This window comes from Streptomyces sp. NBC_01341 (assembly GCF_035946055.1).
GTDB lineage: Bacteria > Actinomycetota > Actinomycetes > Streptomycetales > Streptomycetaceae > Streptomyces.
Map to the genome: position 1 here is coordinate 5,012,218 of NZ_CP108364.1, position 21,127 is coordinate 5,033,344.

The 21,127-nt window shown below is 69.7% G+C and carries 19 protein-coding genes; 15 read left to right on the plus strand and 4 right to left on the minus strand.

Annotated elements, in window-relative coordinates; all coding sequences use genetic code 11:
* The first annotated feature begins 54 nt into the window (after positions 1-54).
* From OG206_RS21995 to OG206_RS22015, 5 genes are all read left to right on the plus strand, one after another.
* A complete protein-coding gene (locus OG206_RS21995; protein WP_327118697.1) occupies positions 55-1,299 on the plus strand; it encodes a glycosyltransferase family 2 protein in 1,245 nt (414 codons plus the stop codon).
* A gap of 159 nt (positions 1,300-1,458) precedes the next feature.
* On the plus strand, positions 1,459-2,526 hold the full coding sequence (locus tag OG206_RS22000) for a glucose-1-phosphate thymidylyltransferase (RefSeq protein ID WP_327118699.1): 1,068 nt from the start codon (positions 1,459-1,461) through the stop codon (positions 2,524-2,526).
* Entirely contained in the window at positions 2,523-3,509 is a 987-nt protein-coding gene (rfbB, locus tag OG206_RS22005) for a dTDP-glucose 4,6-dehydratase (protein ID WP_327118701.1), read from the plus strand. Before OG206_RS22000 ends, rfbB begins: the two co-directional genes overlap by 4 nt.
* Entirely contained in the window at positions 3,506-4,390 is an 885-nt protein-coding gene (gene rfbD / locus OG206_RS22010; RefSeq protein WP_327118703.1) for a dTDP-4-dehydrorhamnose reductase, read from the plus strand. Before rfbB ends, rfbD begins: the two co-directional genes overlap by 4 nt.
* 188 nt (positions 4,391-4,578) lie before the next feature.
* Complete coding sequence (locus OG206_RS22015; RefSeq protein WP_327118705.1) at positions 4,579-5,373, plus strand: class I SAM-dependent methyltransferase; 795 nt, start codon at positions 4,579-4,581, stop codon at positions 5,371-5,373.
* A gap of 76 nt (positions 5,374-5,449) precedes the next feature.
* Here OG206_RS22015 and rfbC read toward each other — a convergent pair whose 3' ends face one another.
* Together rfbC and OG206_RS22025 are read right to left on the minus strand one after the other, a co-directional pair.
* Positions 5,450-6,049, minus strand: a complete 600-nt coding sequence (gene rfbC / locus OG206_RS22020) for a dTDP-4-dehydrorhamnose 3,5-epimerase (RefSeq protein ID WP_327118707.1) — start codon at positions 6,047-6,049, stop codon at positions 5,450-5,452.
* A 58-nt stretch (positions 6,050-6,107) separates the two neighbouring features.
* The gene (locus OG206_RS22025) at positions 6,108-8,135 is read right to left on the minus strand and encodes a glycosyltransferase family 2 protein (protein ID WP_327118709.1); all 2,028 of its coding nucleotides are present in this window, start codon (positions 8,133-8,135) and stop codon (positions 6,108-6,110) included.
* Between the two features lie 293 nt (positions 8,136-8,428).
* On the opposite strand from OG206_RS22025, the gene OG206_RS22030 reads away from it, so the two are divergent.
* Complete coding sequence (locus OG206_RS22030) at positions 8,429-9,736, plus strand: acyltransferase family protein (protein WP_327118711.1); 1,308 nt, start codon at positions 8,429-8,431, stop codon at positions 9,734-9,736.
* 94 nt (positions 9,737-9,830) lie between these two features.
* Here the strand turns inward: OG206_RS22030 and OG206_RS22035 are convergent, their stop codons facing one another.
* The gene (locus OG206_RS22035) at positions 9,831-11,258 is read right to left on the minus strand and encodes a polysaccharide pyruvyl transferase family protein (protein WP_327118713.1); all 1,428 of its coding nucleotides are present in this window, start codon (positions 11,256-11,258) and stop codon (positions 9,831-9,833) included.
* A gap of 274 nt (positions 11,259-11,532) precedes the next feature.
* Between OG206_RS22035 and proB the strand changes: the two genes are divergently transcribed.
* The 5 genes from proB (at position 11,533) to OG206_RS22060 (ending at position 17,055) form a co-directional block, all read left to right on the plus strand.
* Positions 11,533-12,660, plus strand: coding sequence for a glutamate 5-kinase (gene proB / locus OG206_RS22040; RefSeq protein WP_327122358.1), 1,128 nt, complete (start codon positions 11,533-11,535; stop codon positions 12,658-12,660).
* A gap of 121 nt (positions 12,661-12,781) precedes the next feature.
* A complete protein-coding gene (locus OG206_RS22045) occupies positions 12,782-13,267 on the plus strand; it encodes a hypothetical protein (protein ID WP_327118715.1) in 486 nt (161 codons plus the stop codon).
* A 97-nt stretch (positions 13,268-13,364) separates the two neighbouring features.
* Positions 13,365-14,648: a glutamate-5-semialdehyde dehydrogenase gene (locus OG206_RS22050; RefSeq protein ID WP_327118717.1), complete on the plus strand. Its 1,284-nt coding sequence runs from the start codon at positions 13,365-13,367 to the stop codon at positions 14,646-14,648.
* A 77-nt stretch (positions 14,649-14,725) separates the two neighbouring features.
* Positions 14,726-15,313, plus strand: a complete 588-nt coding sequence (locus OG206_RS22055; protein WP_327118719.1) for an SCO2584 family spore wall biosynthesis protein — start codon at positions 14,726-14,728, stop codon at positions 15,311-15,313.
* A 620-nt stretch (positions 15,314-15,933) separates the two neighbouring features.
* Positions 15,934-17,055 carry an SCO2583 family membrane protein gene (locus OG206_RS22060; protein WP_327118721.1) on the plus strand — a complete coding sequence of 374 codons (1,122 nt, stop codon included), beginning with the start codon at positions 15,934-15,936 and terminating at the stop codon, positions 17,053-17,055.
* On the opposite strand, the gene OG206_RS22065 is transcribed toward OG206_RS22060, so the two are convergent.
* The gene (locus OG206_RS22065) at positions 16,988-18,154 is read right to left on the minus strand and encodes a M48 family metallopeptidase (RefSeq protein WP_327118723.1); all 1,167 of its coding nucleotides are present in this window, start codon (positions 18,152-18,154) and stop codon (positions 16,988-16,990) included. The genes OG206_RS22060 and OG206_RS22065 overlap by 68 nt on opposite strands.
* 110 nt (positions 18,155-18,264) lie before the next feature.
* On the opposite strand from OG206_RS22065, the gene OG206_RS22070 reads away from it, so the two are divergent.
* The 4 genes from OG206_RS22070 (at position 18,265) to OG206_RS22085 (ending at position 21,100) form a co-directional block, all read left to right on the plus strand.
* Positions 18,265-18,417: a hypothetical protein gene (locus tag OG206_RS22070; protein WP_327118725.1), complete on the plus strand. Its 153-nt coding sequence runs from the start codon at positions 18,265-18,267 to the stop codon at positions 18,415-18,417.
* An 84-nt stretch (positions 18,418-18,501) separates the two neighbouring features.
* A complete protein-coding gene (locus OG206_RS22075) occupies positions 18,502-18,663 on the plus strand; it encodes a hypothetical protein (RefSeq protein ID WP_327118727.1) in 162 nt (53 codons plus the stop codon).
* 39 nt (positions 18,664-18,702) lie between these two features.
* Positions 18,703-19,320 (plus strand): nicotinate-nucleotide adenylyltransferase, encoded by a 618-nt coding sequence (gene nadD, locus OG206_RS22080; RefSeq protein ID WP_327118729.1) that lies wholly within the window; start codon positions 18,703-18,705, stop codon positions 19,318-19,320.
* A gap of 19 nt (positions 19,321-19,339) precedes the next feature.
* A complete protein-coding gene (locus tag OG206_RS22085; protein WP_327118732.1) occupies positions 19,340-21,100 on the plus strand; it encodes an LCP family protein in 1,761 nt (586 codons plus the stop codon).
* The last annotated feature ends 27 nt before the right edge of the window (positions 21,101-21,127 follow it).

The following is a 21,127-nucleotide window of genomic DNA, read 5'->3' on the forward strand; positions in this document are numbered from 1 at the left end:
TCGCCGTTCCATCGTTTCTCCTGATTGGTACGCTTATGTGTGAACCGAGGAGAGATGGGCGCCACCACTACCACCGCACCCGATGTGACCGTGATCATCGGTGCCTACGAAGCGATGCCGTACCTGATCCGCTGCCTGGAGTCCGTCGAAGCGCAGACGCTCCCGGCCGGCCGCATGGAGATCGTGGCTGTCGACGACGGGTCGACCGACGGCACGGGGGAGTACCTCGAGGAGTTCGCGGCCCGGACCGAGATCGACATGCGCGTCGTCCGGCAGGAGAACTCCGGTGGCCCCAGCGGGCCCCGCAACGTCGGTCTCGGGCTCGCCCGGGGGCGATACGTCTTCTTCCTGGACGCGGACGACTATTTCGGCGAAGAGGCCCTGGAGCGGATGGTCGCGATGGGGGACCGGGCCGGCACCGACGTGGTGCTGGGCAAGGTCGTCGGCGTCAACAGGGGGGCGCCCAAGTCGATGTGGGCGCGGACCGAGGAGCGCGTCGACGTGCACCGGTCCAAGGTCATCTACACGCTCAGCGCGCAGAAGCTCTTCCGGCGTGAACTGCTCGAACGCATCGGCCTGCGGTTCGACGAGGGACTCGAGACGGGTGAGGACGCCCTCTTCACGATGGAGGCGTATCTGCGCGGCGCGGGTGTCTCCGTCATCGCCGACTACACCTGCTATCACCTGGTCGGCCGCGACGACGGCAAGCACGCCACCAAGCGGGGCAGTTACACCCTGCGCTTCGACTCCATGGCGGCCATGATGGAGCTCATCCACAGGCTGGAGCCGGCCGGTCCGAAACGCGACTACCTCATGGTCAGGCCCTTCACCGTCGGAATGCTCCAGCAGTTCGGTCCCGGGTTCCTGAAGCAGCCGGAAGACGAACAGCGGCACAAGCTGGAACTCGCGGCTCCGCTGATGCGGAGTTACTGGACGAACGGTGTGGCCCGGCGGATCAAGGTGGCCGAGCGGCTGAGGCTCGCCTGTGTCGCCCAGGGCCGCCTCGACCTGCTGACCGACGTGCTGAAGTTCATCCGGACCGGAGAGGTCCCCGAACTGGTCCGCTCGGCCAAGGGCGACAAGCTCTTCCTGGCCTACCCCCACTTCCGGGACGAGGCGGCCGGACTCCGGGACGCCGACTACCAGGTCACCGTCCCCGACTGGCACGGCGGGGACCGGGTCACGAGGCCGAAGCGCATCCTGAGGCCGCAGACGGAACGGCCGTCGGTGCTGAGGCGCATCGTCCGGCGGCTGCGCAGGGAGTTCCGTGGCTGGCGGGCCCGCCTGAGCACCGGCTGACGGCCCGCACGGCCGGTCGCCCGGTCGCCGCACCCTGGGGCCGTTCAGGTCCGGCGGGGTGCCTGGTGGCCGAGCCGCGTCGAACTCGGAGATAAACTCGCACAATATTCAAGGTCCCTCAAGGGATCTACATATCATCATCATCGGGACAGGGACATCGTGAAGGCTCTCGTACTCTCCGGTGGGGCGGGCACCCGTCTTCGCCCCATCACGCACACGTCGGCCAAGCAGTTGGTCCCGGTGGCGAACAAGCCCGTCCTCTTCTACGGGCTGGAAGCCATCGCCGAGGCAGGGATCACCGACGTCGGCATCATCGTGGGTGACACCGCGCCAGAGATCCGCGAGGCCGTCGGCGACGGGTCCGCCCTCGGGATCGACGTCACGTACATCCCGCAGGACGAGCCCCGGGGCCTCGCGCACGCGGTGCTCATCGCGCGCGACTTCCTGGGGGACGACGACTTCGTCATGTACCTCGGCGACAACTTCATCGTCGGCGGTATCAGCGGACTGGTCGAAGAGTTCCGTGTGGACCGCCCCGACGCGCAGATCCTGCTGACGAAGGTGCCCAACCCGACCGCCTTCGGTGTCGCGGAACTCGACACCGAAGGACGGGTGGCGTCCCTCGAGGAGAAGCCGAAGGAACCGAAGAGCGACCTGGCACTCGTCGGCGTCTACCTCTTCACCCCGGCCGTCCACGAAGCCGTGCGTTCGATCGAGCCGTCCTGGCGCGGCGAGCTGGAGATCACCCACGCCATCCAGTGGCTGATCGACCAGCAGCGCGACGTCCGCTCCACGACCATCTCCGGATACTGGAAGGACACCGGCAACGTCACCGACATGCTGGAGGTCAACCGCTCCGTCCTGGAGACCCTGAAGCCCTCCACGGAGGGAACGGTCGACGAGAGCAGCGAGATCATCGGACGGGTGCGGATCGAGGCGGGGGCACGCGTCACGAGCAGCCGTATCGTCGGCCCGGTGATCATCGGAGCCGACGCGGTCATCAGCGATGCCTACGTCGGCCCCTTCACGTCGGTCTCGGAGGGGTGCCGGATCGAGGACAGCGAGATCGAGTACTCCATCGTCCTGCGCGGCGCGTCCATCACCGGTGTGCGCCGTGTCGAGGCCTCGCTCATCGGCCGGGACGTCGAGGTCACCCCCGCGCCCCGCAACCCCTCCGCCCACCGACTCGTGCTCGGCGACCACAGCAAGGTGCAGATCTCCTCATGACGACCAACATCCTGGTGACAGGCGGGGCCGGATTCATCGGCTCCCACTACGTCCGTACCGTGCTGGGCCCCCAGGGACCGGGCGACGTCGCCGTCACCGTCCTCGACGCGCTCACCTACGCGGGCAACCCGGCCAACCTCGACGAGGTCCGTGACCACCCGGGCTTCACCTTCGTGGAGGGTGACATCTGTGACGCCGAGCTGGTCGGCAAGCTGATGACCCAGCACGACGAGGTGGTGCACTTCGCGGCCGAGTCCCACGTGGACCGCTCCATCGACGGCGGTGCCGAGTTCGTCCGCACGAACGTCGTCGGAACGCACACCCTGATCCACGCCGCACACCTGGCCGGAATCAAGACCTTCGTCCACATCTCCACGGACGAGGTCTACGGGTCGATCGACGAGGGCTCCTGGCCCGAGACCCACCCGCTCGAGCCCAACTCGCCGTACTCCTCGGCCAAGGCGTCCAGCGACCTGATCGCCCTGTCCTACCACCGCACGCACGGTCTCGACGTGCGGGTGACCCGCTGCTCCAACAACTACGGGCACCACCACTTCCCCGAGAAGGTCATCCCGCTCTTCGTCACCAACCTCCTGGACGGCGGAACGGTGCCGCTGTACGGCGACGGCGCCAACGTGCGCGACTGGCTGCACATCGACGACCACGTGCAGGGCATCGAGCTCGTCCGCACGAAGGGCCGTGCCGGCGAGGTCTACAACATCGGTGGCGGCACCGAGCTCTCCAACAAGGAGCTGACCGGTCTGCTCCTGGACGCCTGCGGCGCCGACTGGGAGACCAGCGTCACCTACGTCGAGGACCGCAAGGGCCACGACCGGCGCTACTCGGTCGACTGCACGAAGATCCGCGAGGAGCTCGGTTACGAGCCCCGCAAGGACTTCGCCACCGGCCTGGCCGAGACCGTGCAGTGGTACCGCGACAACCGCGCCTGGTGGGAGCCGCTCAAGGACCGGGCGGCGCTGTGAGTGCCGCCTGGCTCGTCACCGGAGCAGCCGGAATGCTGGGCCAGGACGTCCTGGCCCGGCTCGCCGGTGCCGGCATCCCCGCCGTGGCCGCGGGACGGGACGCCGTGGACATCGCGGACAGCGCCTCGGTGCGTGCCGCCTTCGAGGAGCACCGCCCCGCGGTGGTCGTCAACTGCGCCGCCTGGACCGCCGTCGACGACGCGGAGACGGACGAGGAAGCCGCGCTCCGCGTCAATGGCGAGGGCCCGGCGGTGCTCGCGGAGGCGTGCCGGGAGTACGGCGCCGTACTCCTGCAGGTCTCCACGGACTACGTCTTCGCCGGAGACGCCGCCCACCCCTACCCGGAGGACGCCCCCACCGCACCGCGCAGCGCGTACGGCCGTACCAAGCTGGCCGGGGAACGCGCGGTGCTGGACACGCTGCCGGACACCGGATACGTCGTCAGGACGGCCTGGCTGTACGGCGCGGGCGGCGGCAACTTCGTCCGGACGATGATCAGGCTGGAGGGCGTCAAGGACACCCTCGACGTGGTGGACGACCAGCGCGGGCAGCCGACCTGGACCGTGGACCTCGCCGACCGGCTCGTCCTGCTGGGGCTGGGCGCTCTCGCCGGCACCGCTCCGGCCGGTGTCTACCACGGCACCAGCGCCGGTGACGCGACCTGGTTCGGACTCACCAGGGAGATCTTCCGGCTGCTGGGAGCGGATCCGGAAAGGGTCCGTCCCACGACCAGCGAGGCCTTCGTGCGGCCCGCCCCCCGGCCCTCGTTCAGCGTGCTGGGGCACGACCGCTGGAAGGCGGCCGGAATCGAGCCGGTCCGCGACTGGAGGTCCGCGCTCGGCGAGGCTTTCCCGGGGCTGCTCGCCGCGGAAAGGCCCTGACGTCCGGCGGTGCGACAGGAGCGACGGCCGGGTTCCTCCCACGGGGAGGAACCCGGCCGTCGCCGTATCCGGACTTCATCGTCCGCAGGCCGCGGAGATGTCGTACGTAAAGCCTCCCGTACGACACATTCATGGGATAGCTTGCTCGAAAACCTGGCCAGTTGGTCCCTGTCGAAGGGCTGCTCCACGTGAATCGCCATGAGTTCCTCCGGTCTCTGCACCGTGTATACCGTCCCCGGAACTACCTGGAGATCGGCGTCAACGACGGCCGGAGCCTGGCCCTTTCCAGGGTGCCCTCCGTCGCTGTGGACCCGGCCTTCCGCGTGGTGACGGACATCAGCTGCGACGTTCATCTCGTCAGGGCCACGAGTGACGACTTCTTCGCACGCAAGGACCCGCTGCTGCACCTGCGCAACGGCCGGAACCCGTTCCGAGCCCTCGCCCGCCGGGATCCGCTGAACCTCCTCGGTGCCGACCCGAAGCTGGAACTCTCCTTCATCGACGGCATGCACCTCTTCGAGTACGCCCTGCGCGACTTCATGAACGTCGAGCGGCACTCCCGCTGGTCGAGCGTGATCGTCCTGGACGACATGCTCCCGCGCGACGTCGACGAGGCCGCCAGGGACCGCCACACCCAGTTCTGGACCGGCGACGTCTACAAGGTGGCCCAGGTGCTGCGCCGCTTCCGTCCCGACCTGCTCGTCATCGAAGTGGACACCGAGCCGACCGGGGTCCTGGTGGTCCTCGGCGCCGACCCCGGGAGCCAGGTCCTGAAGAACGCCTACGACGGGATCATCGAGGAGTACGTCGTACCCGACCCGCAGAACGTGCCCGACGAGGTGCTCGTCCGCAAGAACGCGGTCAAGCCGGAGGAGCTCCTCGGCCTGGATCTCTGGCCGGCCCTCGCGCGGGCGCGCAACCTCCGGCGCCCCCGCTCCGCCTTCGCTCCGCTCCGCAGGAGCGTGGAGAAGGTCACGGCCTGACCCCGGTCCCGCGGACGTGACGAAGCCCCCGACCGTCGAGGACGGTCGGGGGCTTCGTGTGCGGCCCGCCGCGGGATCAGCCGCGGGCGGCCAGCTCGGCGTAGTGGGCCAGGCAGTCCTCGTAGGAGGGCAGGAGGCCCTCCGCCTCGGCCTCCGCCAGCGTCGGAGCCGCCGCGTCCTTGTCGGAGAGCAGCGGGGCGACATCGGCGGGCCACTCGATGCCCAGCTCGGGGTCGAGCGGGTTGATGCCGTGCTCGCGGCCGGGGGAGTACCCCTCCGAACACAGATAGACGACGGTCGCGTCGTCGGTCAGCGCCATGAAGGCGTGGCCGAGGCCCTCCGCGAGATACACCGACCGGTGGTCGACGTCGTCGAGCCGCACCGCTTCCCACTGCTTGTACGTCGGTGAACCGACCCTGATGTCCACGATGACGTCGAGCACGGCGCCTCGGACGCACTTGACGTACTTGGCCTGGCTCGGCGGTACGTCGGCGAAGTGGATTCCGCGCAGTGTGCCGCGGCTGGAGACCGAGCAGTTCGCCTGCTCGAGCCTCAGCCGGTGCCCGACGCCCTCGGCGAAGGACGGCGCCTGGAACCACTCGTGGAAACTGCCGCGGCTGTCCGGGAAGATCTTGGGTTCGTGGACCAGGGCCCCGGAGATGGAAAGCTGCCGCATGTCGATCACGTCCTTGTGCTGGTGAAGGTGCTGGTACTCGTGCCTCGTGCGCGCGCGGTCAGCCGACGATCCGCGCGGCGAGCCGGCGTGCGCGCTTGCGGGCCCCGCTGGGCAGCCGGCGGGTCAGGGGACCACCGACCCGGCGCAGCGCACGGCGAATGGTCGTCTTCCGCTGCTGCGCGGACACCCTGCGGGTGAGCTCCGCGTCGGCGCGGGGCAGCCCGGTGGGAAGCACGATCCGTCCGCGCGAGTCCACGGTGACGTCGAACAGGGCGAGCGGGGCGTACGTCCCGCCGTCCAGGCGGACGGAGAGGCTCCAGGAGCCGGCCGGTACCTTCGGCGCCTCCGAGGGCAGGGGGAGGTGGGCACGCCCCTCCACGGGCCGCAGCACGGCGGGCAGGGTGTGGGACGCGGAGGGCGAGCTCAGCACCAGCTGCACCGTCGAGGGGGCGGTGCCCTCCGAGGTGAAGAGGTCCAGCCGGAGTTCGGGCCGGCTGGAGGCGACCAGCAGGGCCGCCCGGTCCTCGAGGTAGGGAGCCAGCCTCTTGCTGCGACGGGCGACGTCGAGCGTGAGGTTGCCGTGCGGTTCGGTGAAGTACGGGATGACGGCTCGGGCCGGGGATCCCAGCGAGGCGGGCAGACACGCCGCGTCCACCTGCTCGGCACGGTCGGAGCCGAGCCTCGCCTTGCGCACCAGCCCGAGGCCCCGCAGCGGCACCCACACGTCCCAGAATCCGCGCGACACCCGGCCGCGCCCCTTCACTCGCTCCGAGGAGATGGTCCCGGAGCCGCTCAGGACGACCTCGCAGACACCGTCGCCGAGCTCCTTGAACCCGGTCGTGAACTTCGCCGGGAAGGGCCATTCGACGGCCGTGTCGCGGTTGCGCAGCGAGATCTCCGCCGCGAACCCGTCGATGTCGTCGGTGACGTCGAGAAGCTCGCCCTCGGGCATCAGCCCGTCCGTGTAGTCGGGGTGGAGGTAGTAACGGCCCTCGCGGTTGAGCAGCCGAAGCGGCGCCTTGTCGTCACCGTGCACGAGGCGGCCGGTGACGGCCACGGCGACGGTGCCGTCCGGCTGCCAGGCGAACTCCTCCAGCCGTGCGGCCGCCTTGACGGACGCGGCGAACCGGGCGATCCGCAGGAGGCCCTGCCGGTCGTCGTTGCGCAGCAGCGTCGACCGCAGCCGCTGGACGGGGCCGAGCCCGTCGTGGACTCCGTCGTCCATGAAGTCCTTCGCCACGTCCTCGACGGCGTCGCACATCTCGTCGAGGAACTCGGGCGTGTACTTGAGGACGGCGGGTTCGCTGAGACGGCTCAGCATCTCCACGCGGTAGAAGCGGCGGAGAAGGAGATCACGGAATTCACCTGGCTCGGTGTTCTCGACGACCACGTCGAGCACTTCGCGGAGATTTCCGTAGTAACCGGTCGGGACGATCTTCGCCGATCCGGCGTTCTTTCCGTCGTCGCGCTTGGAGTAGTAATAGCAGGTGTAGTTGCCGAGGATGGAGACGACTTTCGCGGGGAAGTAGGCCTGCATCATGTAGAGCTGGTCCTCGAGACGGCGCTTCCCTTCCGGGTAGGCGATCCCGTTCTCGCGGAGGAACTCCGTGCGGAACATCTTGTGCGGGGTCAGGCTGTCGTACAGCGGGGCGTCGCGCAGGGTGCACTTCTCGCGCGACTTCTTGAAGACACCGTGCGGGACGCCGCGGAAGTTGCTGGCCACCTTGCCGATGACGATGTCCGAGCCGTTCCGGTCACCCATCGCGTACAGGCGCTGCAGCGCCTCGGGGGCGAGGTAGTCGTCCTGGTCGACGAACTGCACGTACTCGCCGGCGGCCTCCGCGACCCCGATGTTGCGAGGCTTTCCCGGCCAGCCCGAATTCGGGATGGTGATCACTCGGAAATGCGAGTGCTGGGTGGCCAGCTTCTCGAGCCGTTCGCGGGTGTCGTCCGTCGACCCGTCGTTGACGAAGAGGACTTCGAATTCGTCCGCGGGAAGGGTCTGACGCAACAGGGAATCGATGCAGGGATCGATGTACTTGCCCGGGTTGTAGACCGGGATGACGACACTCACTTTGACTGACACGACTGTGCCCCATCTCTGAGAACCATGGACGACAAGGTGGGGGTTGGGACCGGCAGTCGACTTCGAAGCACGGGGGGCCGCCGCCCGCCTGCACTCTAGCGCTTGCGCGGATCGAACAGTTCGGGTCCCGGGACAGAGGGTAAGGTTCCAGGGTCGCCGGCCCGAGGCAGGCGGCCCATCACACCCGGGTCCGTCCGGGCCGCCCGCCCCTCGCCCTTCCGATACGCACGACGATCGGGCCGCGGCGCGTGCTATCCAATCGATTTCGGGAGGCCGCCATCCGTTGGCGCAATGTGAGCGGTCCAGGTGAGGTGCGCTGGTCGCGCGGCTCGGTCGCCGAACTCTTCTCCGGCCGCAACAACAGCCTGGGTTTGCTCCGCCTGTCCCTGGCCTCCGCGGTCGTGGTCTCCCACGCCCGGATCCTCGGATTCGGGGACAAGGAGTTCGGGCACCACTTCAGCCACGGCCAGACCGACCTCGGCAAGATGTCGGTCTACGGCTTCTTCGTCCTCTCGGGGATCCTCGTCACCCGCAGCGGAAAGCGGCTGCCTCTCGGGCGCTTCCTGTGGCACCGCGCTCTGAGGCTGCTGCCGGGGCTGTGGGTCTGCCTCGCGGTGACCGCCTTCGTGGTCGCTCCCTTCCTGTACTGGCGGCAGCAGGGCGGCCTGGGCGGCTTCTGGGGCCACTCCGAGGGGCCGTGGAGCTACATGACGTCCAACTGGGCCGTCGCACCCCGGCAGAACGACGTGTCCGGCGTGGTGGCCACCGCGGGTGAGTCGGGCCTCGCGCACAGCCCCAGCATCGACGCGGCTCTGTGGTCGCTGCGCTACGAGGTGCTCTGCTACTTCGGGGTCGCCCTGCTCGCCGTGACGGGCGCACTCACGCGGGCCCGCCGGATCGTGCTCCTGATCGTCGGCGTCATGGGGGTGCTGATCGTCCGGGACGCGATGGACGTGCCGTTCTGGTCAGGCTTCGACGACTCCAATTACCACGCGAGTATCGAGTTCTTCCAGGTCACCGGTCGCTTCGACCCGGACGTCGTCCTCTATCTCGGATTTGCCTTCGCTCTCGGGGCGGCCATCGAGCTCTACCGCGAGCGGATTCCGGTCAGCGATCATCTGGGCGTGGTTTCCGGGCTGGTCTTCCTCGGAAGCCTGCGCTTCGGATATTTCTTCGTCGTCGGGCTGCCCGCCTTCGCCTACCTGCTGCTGTGGCTCGCCATCCGCCTGCCCGCACCGTTCCGGCGGATCGGCGCCCGGCACGACTACTCGTACGGCATGTACATCTACGGCTTCGTCGTCCAGCAGTCGCTGGTCGCGGTCGGATTCACCCGCTGGGGCTTCTGGCCCTACCTGGCGATGTCCCTCGCCGGCGCCCTGACCGCCGCGGTGCTCTCGTGGCACCTGGTGGAGCGTCCCTCGATGCGCCTCAAGGACCTCGGATCGCCCCGTGCGGTCCGGCCCGGGGCGGCGGAGGCGGGCGGTGCGGCCCGGCCGGCGGCCCCCGGCACGCAGGGCTCCGGGTCCGCTCCGGCCGGCCTCGCTCCCGAAGCCGCCGACGCGGTCCCGGCGAGCGGTGGGCGAGCGGGCGCGACGCGCTAGCCGCATTGATCACGCGCGGCCCGCCCGTCACCCTGCCCGCCCCGCTCGCCGCACGGGCACCGGCGGCGGGCAGGGGGACGGGCGGGCCCGCCCGTCACTGCTCCGGGCGCAGAAGCCTCCGGACCGGGCGCCCCACCACGCGCCGCGCACGCCGGTAGGCGGACGGCCACGCGGTCGCTCCCTCGCTGCCCTGGAGCTTGATGCTGATCGGCCGGCCGGTCTTCCCCTCGAGCTGGCTGAGCAGCAGGGTGTTCTGCTCGGAGAGCTCCGCCAGACGGCTCTGCATGAAGCTGAACCGGCTGCTCATCGCTTCCGCGTCGGTGTCGGTCCACGGGCGGACGGCGGCCGGCAGGGCGCGCTTGGCGAGCAGCGCGTCGAACGCCTTGCCGCTGTCGCCGTGGTGGAAGGTGTTCTCCAGGCCGTTCTTCTCCATGAAGCCGGTGAACCGGAGGAACCGCTCCTTGTGGCCGTTCACCAGCTCGCCGAAGTCGGCCGCCTCGTACAGCTCGGCGGGGTCGATGTTCTTCGGCGTCTCGGAGATCTTGCGGTGCGGGATGCCGAAGTACCGGCAGAGCTCCAGGGTCCGCGAGTCGCTGCAGAGCACGGTGCTCGGGACTCCGGCCAGCAGCGCGGCGATGTTGCCGTGGATGCGGGAACCGAACGAGAAGTCGAACGCGCGCAGCTCCTCGATCCACGTGGCCGGGTCGATGTAGAGCCGGACCTTGCCCTCGCGGTACATCGGGTGCGACGGATGAGTCGGCATCGAGGTCTGGGCGCCGATCGGGTTCGACGTCTCCCGCCAGTGGAGCAGCTGGGCCTCGAGGAGGTTCTGCCCGACGAACCGGAGATGCGGATACCGCTGGTGAGCCTGCCGGATGATGGCGTCGAGGCCGTGTGACCGTACGGCGCTGTGGGAGCCGTTCACCGAGATGCGGGATTCCGCGGTGAGCGACTCGGACTTCTTCTCGAGCGTGAACGTCTCGCCGTTCATGAACATCGAGGGGCATCCGATGACCTCGACGTCCCGGAAGCCCATGTTCTTCAGGTACTGCTCGGTGAACTCCCCCCGCACGCCGATGGACGCACTGCGGTTGAGCACCTCGGTGACGAATTCCCTGACCGTCGGCTCCATGGGCTTCAGCCTGGCCGCGTCGTACTTGAGGTCGGCCTGCGCGCCGACACCCAGGACGACGACGGGAATGCGCAGCTTCTTGATCAGCTGTGTCATCCGCTTCAGGGGTCGCTCGAAGGTGGGACGGAACGCGTTCGCCAGAGGAACGACGAATACGTCGAACTCCTCGTTTATGCGGTCGGCCGCCGACGGATCGGTACGGATGCCGTTGGAGAAGACCTCTGCCCGTGGAGTCGTGAGGATCTTGTGCGACGCGTCGCTGAAGATCAGGTTGCCCGCGTTCGTGGCGAAAACATCTCTGTGGAGCGATTGTTCGAGCGTGTCCACATCGAAGGGGCTTTTACCTGATCGGAGAAGAATGCGTCGTTGGCGGGTGGGTTCATCAGTCACCTAAGGAGGGTAGCCCGATGAAAGGCCTGTGGAGATTACGTAAATGACTCCATTCGTGGGCATGTCGGAACGATCGTCGGAGCGGCTCGTCCGTAGGGCCGCCTCCGTACCGCGTCAGCAGTTGAGACGGTCCGGTGCGGTGCGGGCCCCTCGCGTAGATTGAGGGGAACCGCGCAGGACGACGTGATGGGGACAGGCGTACGTGTCAGGGGCAAGGGATTCCGAAGGCGCACTCGGCACACCCCCGGAGGGCGACGCCGGGCTCAGGCCGGACGTGACCGGTGCCCGCCGGATCGTCGTCAAAGTGGGGTCCTCCTCGCTGACCACCGCCGCGGGAGGCCTCGACGCCGACCGGGTCGACGCGCTGGTCGACGCGCTGGCCAAGGTCAGGAGCGGCGGGGAACGCGAGATCGTCCTCGTCTCCAGCGGCGCCATCGCGGCGGGGCTCGCGCCCCTCGGACTCGTCCGCAGGCCCAAGGACCTGGCGCGCCAGCAGGCCGCCGCCAGCGTCGGCCAGGGGCTGCTCGTGGCGCGCTACACCGCTTCCTTCGCCCGTTACGGCGTCCGGGTCGGCCAGGTGTTGCTCACCTCCGACGACACCAGCCGGCGGGCGCACTACCGCAACGCCTACAGCACGCTCGACCAACTCCTCGAGATGGGCGCCCTCCCCGTCGTCAACGAGAACGACACGGTGGCCACGGACGAGATCCGGTTCGGCGACAACGACCGGCTCGCCGCCCTCGTCGCCCATCTCGTGCACGCCGATCTCCTCGTCCTCCTGTCCGACGTGGACGGGCTCTACGACGGCGACCCGAGCACGCCCGGCACGACGCGCATCGCCGAAGTCCACGGCCCTGCCGACCTGGAGGGCGTCGTCATCGGCAGCGCCGGCAAAGCCGGTGTCGGCACCGGTGGCATGGTCACCAAGGTCGAAGCCGCCCGGATCGCGACCGCCGCCGGAATTCCGGTGGTCCTCACATCCGCCAGCCGGGTGGCGGACGCCCTCTCGGGGCGGGACACCGGCACACACTTCCATCGCACGGGACGCCGTTCGGCCGACCGGCTCCTCTGGCTGGCCCACGCCTCGACACCCCAGGGCGCCCTGACCCTCGACGAAGGGGCGGTGCGTGCCGTCGTCGAACGCCGTACGTCTCTGCTTCCCGCCGGGATCAGCGCGGTGGAGGGCGAATTCTCCGCCGGTGACCCGGTCGAACTGAGGGACCCCGCCGGCCGCGCGGTGGCCCGCGGACTCGTCAACTTCGACGCCAAGGAGATCCCCCAGCTCCTCGGCAGGTCCACCCGCGACCTCGCGCGCGAACTCGGGCCCGCCTACGAACGGGAGGTCGTACACAGGGACGATCTCGTCGTCCTCACACCTCATCCGGGCCCCCGAAACGGCTGAAAGTCCAGCCTTCGGGCGGAGACCTTCACGAAAACCGCCCCATACCCCGCTCCGGACTGGTCAACTTTGTCACGGGGACACAAAGGGGTCAGGACAGCTACACATTCACAGGAGGCCGCCGGTGAGACGAGCGCGCCCGGGGGCGCCGCCCCGCGGAACGGGCAGCCGCGCCCTGACCAGCGTCGGAGCGGGGGCCGACTTCGTCGACGCCCCCGACGGCCAGGCCCCCGAGCAGGAACCGGGGGTGACGGACGAGGAGTGGATCCGCTCCAGGCTGTGGCACATCACCCTCAGCGTCTCCGGCAGTGAGACGCCACTGAGCGAGGTCAGACGCGGGCTCGAACAGCTGGCGCACGATCACCCCTTTCTGCTGACCAGCCGGTACGCCAACGACCACGCCGAGATCCGCTACTGGGAAGAGGCCCGGGACCTGCACGACGCCGCGGCGGTGGCCCTCCGGCTGTGGGGAGAGCACCGGTCGAGCGCCCGGCTGCCTCCCTGGGAGATCGTCGGCCTCGAGGTCATCGACAGGCAGACGTACCACCTGCGCATCGCCGAGGGCTATGGTCCGCCACCGGCGGCCCCGGTCGGGGTGCACCCGTACTGACCGGGTGTACCGGACCGGGTGCACGGGCGCCGAAACGCCCGTCTCGCATCACGGGATACGTGAGGGATGCCCGCAGCGGGCGCACTACCCTGCGGGCATGACCACGCTTTCGCCGTACGACAACATGTCCCCGGTCGCCCAGGCCGCCTACCGGGCACGCGCCGCCGCCGACGACATCGCGCCACTCCCGCGCGCGGCGAAGGACGACGCCCTTCTGGCGATCGCGGACGCGCTCGAGGTGCGCACCGGCGAGATCATCGAGGCCAACGCCGAGGACATCGCGCGGGCCCGGGAAGCCGGGACGAGCGAGTCCGTCGTCGACCGGCTGACGCTCACCCCGGAGCGAATCCGCGCCATCGCCGCGGACGCCCGGGACGTGGCCGCCCTGCCCGACCCGATCGGCGAAGTGGTCCGCGGCTCCACCCTTCCGAACGGCATCGACCTGCGCCAGGTCCGGGTACCGCTCGGGGTGGTCGGCATCATCTACGAGGCCCGCCCCAACGTGACGGTCGACGCCGCCGCTCTGTGTCTCAAGTCGGGCAACGCGGTGCTGCTGCGCGGCTCCTCGTCGGCGTACGCCTCGAACACGGCTCTCGTGCGGGTTCTCCGTGACGCGGTGGGCGGCTCCGGTCTCCCGGCGGACGCGGTGCAGCTCGTGCCGGGGGAGAACCGCGACTCGGTGCGCGAACTGATGCGGGCCCGCGGCCTGGTCGACGTGCTCATCCCGCGCGGCGGCGCTTCCCTCATCCGTACGGTCGTGGAGGAGTCGACCGTCCCCGTCATCGAGACCGGCACCGGCAACTGCCACGTGTACGTGGACGCGCAGACCGATCTCGGCATGGCCGTCGAGATCCTGGTCAACTCCAAGGCGCAGCGCCCGAGCGTCTGCAACTCCGCCGAGACCCTCCTGGTCCACAAGGACATCGCCGCCGAGTTCCTGCCCCTGGCCCTCGACGCCCTGGCCGGCGCGGGTGTGACGGTGCACGGCGACGAGCGGGTCCTGTCCTACGCCGAGGGGTCCAAGGCGACGGTGGTGGCGGCGACGCCGGAGGACTGGGAGACCGAGTACCTCTCCTACGACATCGCGGCCGCCGTCGTGGAGTCACTGGAGGGTGCCGTGGCGCACATCAGGCTCTGGTCCTCCGGCCACACGGAGGCGATCGTCACCACCTCGCAGGCCGCGGCCCGCCGGTTCACCCAGCTGGTCGATTCCACGACGGTGGCCGTGAACGCGTCCACGCGGTTCACCGACGGCGGCCAGTTCGGCTTCGGGGCAGAGATCGGCATCTCCACCCAGAAGCTCCACGCCCGGGGCCCGATGGGGCTTCCGGAGCTGACATCGACGAAGTACATCGTCACGGGGGACGGTCACATCCGTTAGCCGCGCGGCCCCCGGCGGTGCGGGCGATTCTGTGCGCTCTCTGCCCGAATCGCCCTGTCGGGGGCTACGCTGAATCCGTGCCGGACGACGTGGGGGGCAGGCCGTTCCAGGACGGCTGGGAGCCCGACGACGACCGCGGGGGCGCGGACGAGGACTTCGCCTCCGTGGTGTTCGACGAGGACTTCGTGCGGTCCGCCGAGATCCACGAACCCAGCGCGGTCGAGCGACTCCTCGCCGCCGCGGAGGCCCGCGCAGAAGCAGAGGCGAGCAGGGCACGCTTCCGTCGTGGTTCCCGCGATGCCGATTCCCACGACGACTACGGGCCGGACGGCGCGTACGGCCGTCACAGGGCTCGCGGTGGCTTCTGGGACCCCGACGGCGCAGGGGAGGCCGCCTCCGACCCCTACGGGCCCGACGGCGGCGCTCTGCGTCCTTACCGCGGCACGGCACACTGGCACCGGCCGATCGCCTGGCTGCTGGCCGTGCTCATAGGCATCGGGATGGTCGCGTTGGCCTTCAGCGCGGTCTACCGCGGCGCGGCGAACAACCGGCAGGAAAAGGTGCCGCCCCCGGCCACGAGCGGCGTGGACAAGCCGGGCCCGACTCCCTCGCTCTCCGCCGGCCACTCCCGCCCGGCCGTCTCCGCGGTCCCGCGCACGCCCTGAGCCGAGTCGGCGCCGTAGGGCTGCCCTGCCGCTGGGCTGCCCTGCCCTGCCCTGCCCTGCCCTCGTAGCTGTCCCGGCCGCACGGCTGTGTGCCGCGCATGGCTGTCCCGCCGGGCGCGGTCCAGCAGGACATCTGTGGACGCCCGCTGCTGAGGACGCCGTACCGGTTCCGGGAGGGTACGGCGTCGAGGCTGGGGCCCGGCGCAAAGGCTGGGGCCCGGCGCAGCGCGGTTGGCCGCCGTCGACGTCGGGTGGGGGAACCCGGATGGAGTAATGGGCGGGGGATGCTCCGCTGCCGGAGCCCCCGGTCCCTGTGAGCGGCACCCGTACGGATGCGGGAGCACAGTCGCGCGATCGAGCCCGGCCGGCGAGACCGTGCGGGGCCGGCCCGTCGGCGAACCCTGCCGGGCTTCCGACTGCGCTCCTACCTGGGCGGCGTTTACCGTGATGACGATCGACCCAATCTGAAAGTACGACCCTGTGACCCCTCCTCCCGTCCCCGTCTCCGGGGAGAGGGCCTGATACCGAACCCGTGACGGACAGGTCCGCCGGCAGCCGCGTGGCTGGGGCGCACCCCAGCGCCCGCCCTCACCGGCGGCGCGCGGAGATCGGGAGGAGTCATGGCAGGCCGCGGAGAACCGCCGGAAGGGACGCCCGAGAACCCTTCGGGCGGTGAGGACGAGTACCGCTCGCTCGTCTTCGACGAATCGTTTGTGCGCGCCGCCAAGCTGCAGGAGTTCTCCGCCAGGGAACGCATGGGCGAACCTGCCCGCGCCGTGCGGTCCCTCCCTGGCAAGGTTGCCCGCCGGCGCCGCTCCAGGGCCGGCATAGCGCTCGTCGTGCTGATCGCCCTGGCGTTCGCCACCGCCGTCTACATGGGCTTCCGGAACCCCTATCCGGCCCCCGTAGGACGGCGTGCCGAATCGCTGCACACGACCGTCGTCCCGCTCGCCCCCCAAGGGCCGGTGCCCGCGGGAACACCGGAGTCCCTCCTGGACGACGGCCCGGCCGCGGGCTTCCGCACCGGCGCCTCGGGCATCAACCTTCCGGCCGTACGGAGGACGAAGAACTTCTCGGACAGCCAGGTGACCATGGGCCTCACCACGGTCAAGGACTACCTGGTCGCATCGGCGCTGGACCCCGACGTCCTCACCGGAGGAGTCGTCCGGCCGGTCGGGCGCCTCCTCGACCCGGACCAGACGGTGCAGTTCGACCGGAGCGTGGGCTCGCCGTCCGCCGACGGTGAGCACCTGGCGACCGGCTGGCTGGTGCGTTTCGACCCGGCCGAGGTGGAACTGGCCGACCCGGAGATCCGGGTCCAGGGCACCTTCACCTACGCGGAGGCCGGGGCGGACACCCTGGAAGTCGTGTCCGACCACACCTTCACGTACACGCTGCGCCCCGCCGTGTCCGGCCCCCACCGGGCCGACGCGGCCTCGCTGTTCACCGTGCGCCGCGTGCTGCGCTTTTTCCTCGACCGTGAGGACATCCGGCTCCACCGGCTCGAGGTCCGCAGCGCATACGTCCAGGCCGGCCCCCAGTCCTGCTCCGCCGACATGGCAGGTGTCCTCCGTCCGCTGCTCGCCGGCGAGCGAGCGGACACCCGGGGTCCCGCCGGCACCGATCCCTACGCCACGGGCGTGCCCACAGCGGCCCTCTGCGGCACCCTGGCGGTCAGCTCCCAGCCTCCGGCTCCTCCTCGGGGCCCGGACGCCGCCAAGTCCCCTCGGAGCCGCCCGTAGCGTCGGTGCCGGTCCTGGTGTCCGAGGTGGACGCGCCGCCCTTGCCGGTGGCCCCGCCCCCTGCCGGGGTTCCACCGCTCGCCCCGGTGAATCTGTCCCGGAGCTTGCCTCCGAGGTCGCCGGCACCGCCCGCGATGTCACCGACGAGCTTCATCAGCGGGTCCCGGCTCGTGCGCACCGTGTCCGCGTAGTGGGCCGCGGACTCCCGGAAGGAGTCCGTCACCGAGGTGTCCCTGTCCTCGTCGCGCCGGGGGTAGTGGCCGTCCATGAGGCGCTGGTAGTCCCGCGACTCCGACCACTTCTTCAGCTCGGCGGCACGCACCGTGGTGAACGGATGTGTCCGGGGCAGCACGTTGAGGATCTTGAGCACGGAGTCGCGGAGATCTCCGCCCTTCTCGTACTCGTCGGCCTGGGCGAGGAAGGCGTCCACGTTCATCTCGTGGAGGTGGTTGCCGCCCGCGATCTTCATCAGCCCGCGCATCGACGCACGCAGGTCCTGCCCCACCAGCAGCCCTGCCCGGTCGGCGGACAGTTCCGACTTGCGGAACCACTCGCGCAGTGCCGTCACGATCGCCATGATCGCGACATTGCCCAGGGGGATCCACGCCACCTTGAGCGCGAGACCGGTGAGGAAGAGCAATATCGTCCGGTACACCGAGTGACCCGACAGGGCGTGGCCCGCCTCGTGGCCCACGACGGCCCGCATCTCCTCCTCGTCGAGCAGCTCCACGAGCCCCGTCGTCACCACGATGATCGGCTCGTCGAGACCGATGCACATGGCGTTGGGCCGCGGATCCTGCGTGACGTACATGGACGGGACCTTCTTCAGGTCAAGGATGTAACAGGCGTCCCGCAGCATGTCGTTGAGATGCGCGAACTGCGCGTCACTCACCCGGACGGAGTCCGACAGGAAGAGGAGTCGCAGACTGCGCTCGGGAAGCAGGCCGCTCAGCGCCTTGAACACGGTGTCGAAGCCGCTCAGCTTCCGCAGGGCCACCAGCGCCGAGCGGTCCGCCGGGTGTTCGTACGCCCGGGACGAGATGCCCGGGAATCGCTTGCGCTGCCTGCTCGGCACGCCCTCGTGGCCGGTGTCGGTCATGGATGCCCCCTGTTCGTACGAGACGTCTCTCGTCCCCCTGACAAAAGCCAGCGTATGTGCTGGCGCTACGGTGTGCGGGGGGCTGTGGATAACTTTGAGGAGCGCCCGGAATGCCGCACATCGCAGTACTGCTCGCCGCCGTGTCCGAGGACCAGGGGCCGGGCGACACGCTCCGCGTCGTACTCCTCGTCTCGCTCGTGGGAGCCGCTCTGCTCGGCTGGTTCCTGCTGCGCGGATACCGCAACGACGACAACAACGACTGAGTCGGCGTGAGCGTGCCCGCGGCGCCCGCATACGATGTGCGCGACGTCTCCCTCCAGATCCCCGATGGATAGGTCCTGCAGAAGATGAGCCTCACGAGCACCGCGCACCAGCTGGTCAACCTCGCCGCCGAAGGTGAGCAGGGTGGCAACCACGAAAGCCTCAGCCCGTACCTCACCGGTGGCGGCGCGCTCTTCGTGCTGCTGCTCCTGCTCTGGGTCACCACCCGCTTCAACCGGGACCGCTGAGGCGGAGGGCGAACAGCTGTGCCAGTAGGGTCTGCACGCATGGGAGAGCAGAAAGTGCCTACCGGACGCGGCAAGCGCCGACTCGGCGTGATGGGCGGGACGTTCGACCCGATCCATCACGGCCACCTCGTGGCTGCCAGCGAAGTGGCCGCCCATTTCGACCTGGACGAGGTCGTCTTCGTGCCGACGGGGCAGCCGTGGCAGAAAAGCCACAAGCAGGTGTCCCCGGCCGAGGACCGCTATCTCATGACGGTCATCGCCACCGCGTCCAACCCGCAGTTCTCGGTGAGCCGCAGCGACATCGACCGTGGCGGTCCGACCTACACGATCGATACGCTGCGGGATCTGTGCACGGCCCACGGTGACGCGGACCTGTTCTTCATCACCGGCGCCGACGCCCTGTCCCAGATCCTCACCTGGCGGGACGCCGAGGAGCTGTTCTCGCTCTCCCACTTCATCGGTGTGACCCGGCCGGGTCACGTGCTGACCGACGACGGACTGCCCGAGGGCGGTGTCTCGCTGGTGGAGGTGCCCGCACTGGCGATCTCGTCCACGGACTGCCGGGCGAGGGTCGCGCAAGGGGAGCCGGTCTGGTACCTGGTGCCGGACGGTGTCGTCCGCTACATCGACAAGCGCCAGCTGTACCGCGGCGAATGAGCCACGGAGAGGGGCACCTGTGACCGACCGCCAGAACCCGTACGACCCGTACTACCAGCAGCAGCCGCAGATCATCGGCTACGACGAGTACGGGCAGCCGGTCTACCAGCAGCAGGGGCAGCAGCAGTACGACCCGTACACGCAACAGCAGACCCAGCAGACCCCGCAGGACGGACAGTCCTCGCAGGACGGACAGTCCCCGCAGGGCTACGGCTACGACCCGTACGCCGGAACGCAGCAGTACGACCCGTACGCGGCCCAGCACGCGCAGCAGCAGGGACAGCAGGCCCAGCAGGGGTACGGGTACGACGAGGGCTACGCCGGTCACGGCTACGGCACCGGCACGCAGCCCGTCGTGGACGACTCCACCCAGCAGTGGGCCGCCGCCCCCGTCCCGGCCCCCGCCGCCCCGGCGCCCGCCCCCGCCCCCGTCGCAGCTCCGCCGCCGGACGAGCGGCGCGAGCCCGAGCCGCAGGCAGGTCCCGGTGTGCCCGGGCAGCGCCGCGCCGACGGCGACTACCGCACGGAGCAGTTCTCCTTCATCGAGGAGCCGGACGAGAACTCCGAAGACGTCATCGACTGGCTGAAATTCACCGAGAGCAGGAGCGAGCGGCGCGAGGAGGCACGGCGGCGCGGGCACAACCGGATGGTCGCGCTGATAGTCGTCGTGGCACTCGTGGTCGTAGGCGGAGCCGGCTACCTCTGGTTCGCCGGAAAGATCCCGGGTGTCGCGGGCAAGGACGAGCAGAGTGCCGCGGCCGCCGGCCCGCAGAAGAGGGACGTCATAGTCGTCCACCTGCACAACACCAAGAAGGGCGGCACCTCCACGGCGCTGCTCGTCGACAACGTCACCACCAAGCAGGGCACCACCGTCCTTCTGCCCAACTCCCTCGCGGTGGCCGGGGACGACGGTTCCACCACCACCCTGGGGAAGTCCGTCGACGACGACGGCTCCAGCGGAACCCGCGAAGCGATCGACACATTGCTCGGCACCAGCATCAGCGGCACCTGGCGGCTCGACACGCCCTACCTCGAGAACCTCGTCGAGCTCGTCGGCAACATCGAGGTCGACACCGACACAGCCGTGCCCGCCGCCGAGAAGGGCGCTTCACCGCTGGTACGCAAGGGCGAGGGCCAGACGCTGAGCGGTCAGACGGCCGTCGCGTACGCCACCTACCAGGGGCCGGGTGAGCCCGAGGCCAACCAGCTCATGCGCTTCGGGCAGGTCATGCGCGGCGTGCTCCGCAAGCTCTCGGAGGACCCCAAGGCGGCGACCGTCACCATCGAGACGCTCGCGCAGATCCTCGATCCGTCCCTGCCGGAGCAGGACCTCGGTGCCTCGCTCGCGAAGCTCGCCGGCCACGCCAAGGTCGGTGACTACAAGACGGAACTGCTTCCGGTCCAGAACGACGGCACCCTCACCGACAGTGCCACCGAGAGCGTCGTCAAGGACGTTCTGGGCGGCAAGGTGAAGGCTCCGGACCAGGACGCGGCGGTGCGCGTGGGGATCAAGAACGCCACTGGCAGCACCCGCGGTACCGAGAGCGCCCGGGTCCAGCTGGTCAACGGCGGCTACGCCTTCGTCGACGGCGGCAGGGCGGACACGGTGGCCTCTTCCGCAGTGGTCTACGGGGCCGCGGAGGACAAGGCGAAGGCGGTCGAGGTCGCGAAGACACTCGGGCTGCCGGAAAGCGCCGCCGAGAAGGGCAAGCCCGCCGCCAACGCGGACGTGACCGTGGTCCTCGGTCAGGACTACGAGATCCCGAAGCAGACGTCGTAAGGGCTGTCGGCGGTCCGTGAGACCCTA

Excerpts from the sequence above, each read along its gene's own strand:
- rfbB (WP_327118701.1), top strand. The coding sequence starts at position 2,523 with ATGACGACCAACATCCTGGTGACAGGCGGGGCCGGATTCATCGGCTCC.
- nadD (WP_327118729.1), top strand. The coding sequence starts at position 18,703 with ATGGGAGAGCAGAAAGTGCCTACCGGACGCGGCAAGCGCCGACTCGGC.
- OG206_RS22075 (WP_327118727.1), top strand. The coding sequence starts at position 18,502 with ATGAGCCTCACGAGCACCGCGCACCAGCTGGTCAACCTCGCCGCCGAA.
- OG206_RS22060 (WP_327118721.1), top strand. The coding sequence starts at position 15,934 with ATGGCAGGCCGCGGAGAACCGCCGGAAGGGACGCCCGAGAACCCTTCG.
- rfbC (WP_327118707.1), bottom strand. The coding sequence starts at position 6,049 with ATGCGGCAGCTTTCCATCTCCGGGGCCCTGGTCCACGAACCCAAGATC.
- OG206_RS21995 (WP_327118697.1), top strand. The coding sequence starts at position 55 with ATGGGCGCCACCACTACCACCGCACCCGATGTGACCGTGATCATCGGT.
- OG206_RS22050 (WP_327118717.1), top strand. The coding sequence starts at position 13,365 with ATGACCACGCTTTCGCCGTACGACAACATGTCCCCGGTCGCCCAGGCC.
- OG206_RS22070 (WP_327118725.1), top strand. The coding sequence starts at position 18,265 with ATGCCGCACATCGCAGTACTGCTCGCCGCCGTGTCCGAGGACCAGGGG.
- OG206_RS22065 (WP_327118723.1), bottom strand. The coding sequence starts at position 18,154 with ATGACCGACACCGGCCACGAGGGCGTGCCGAGCAGGCAGCGCAAGCGA.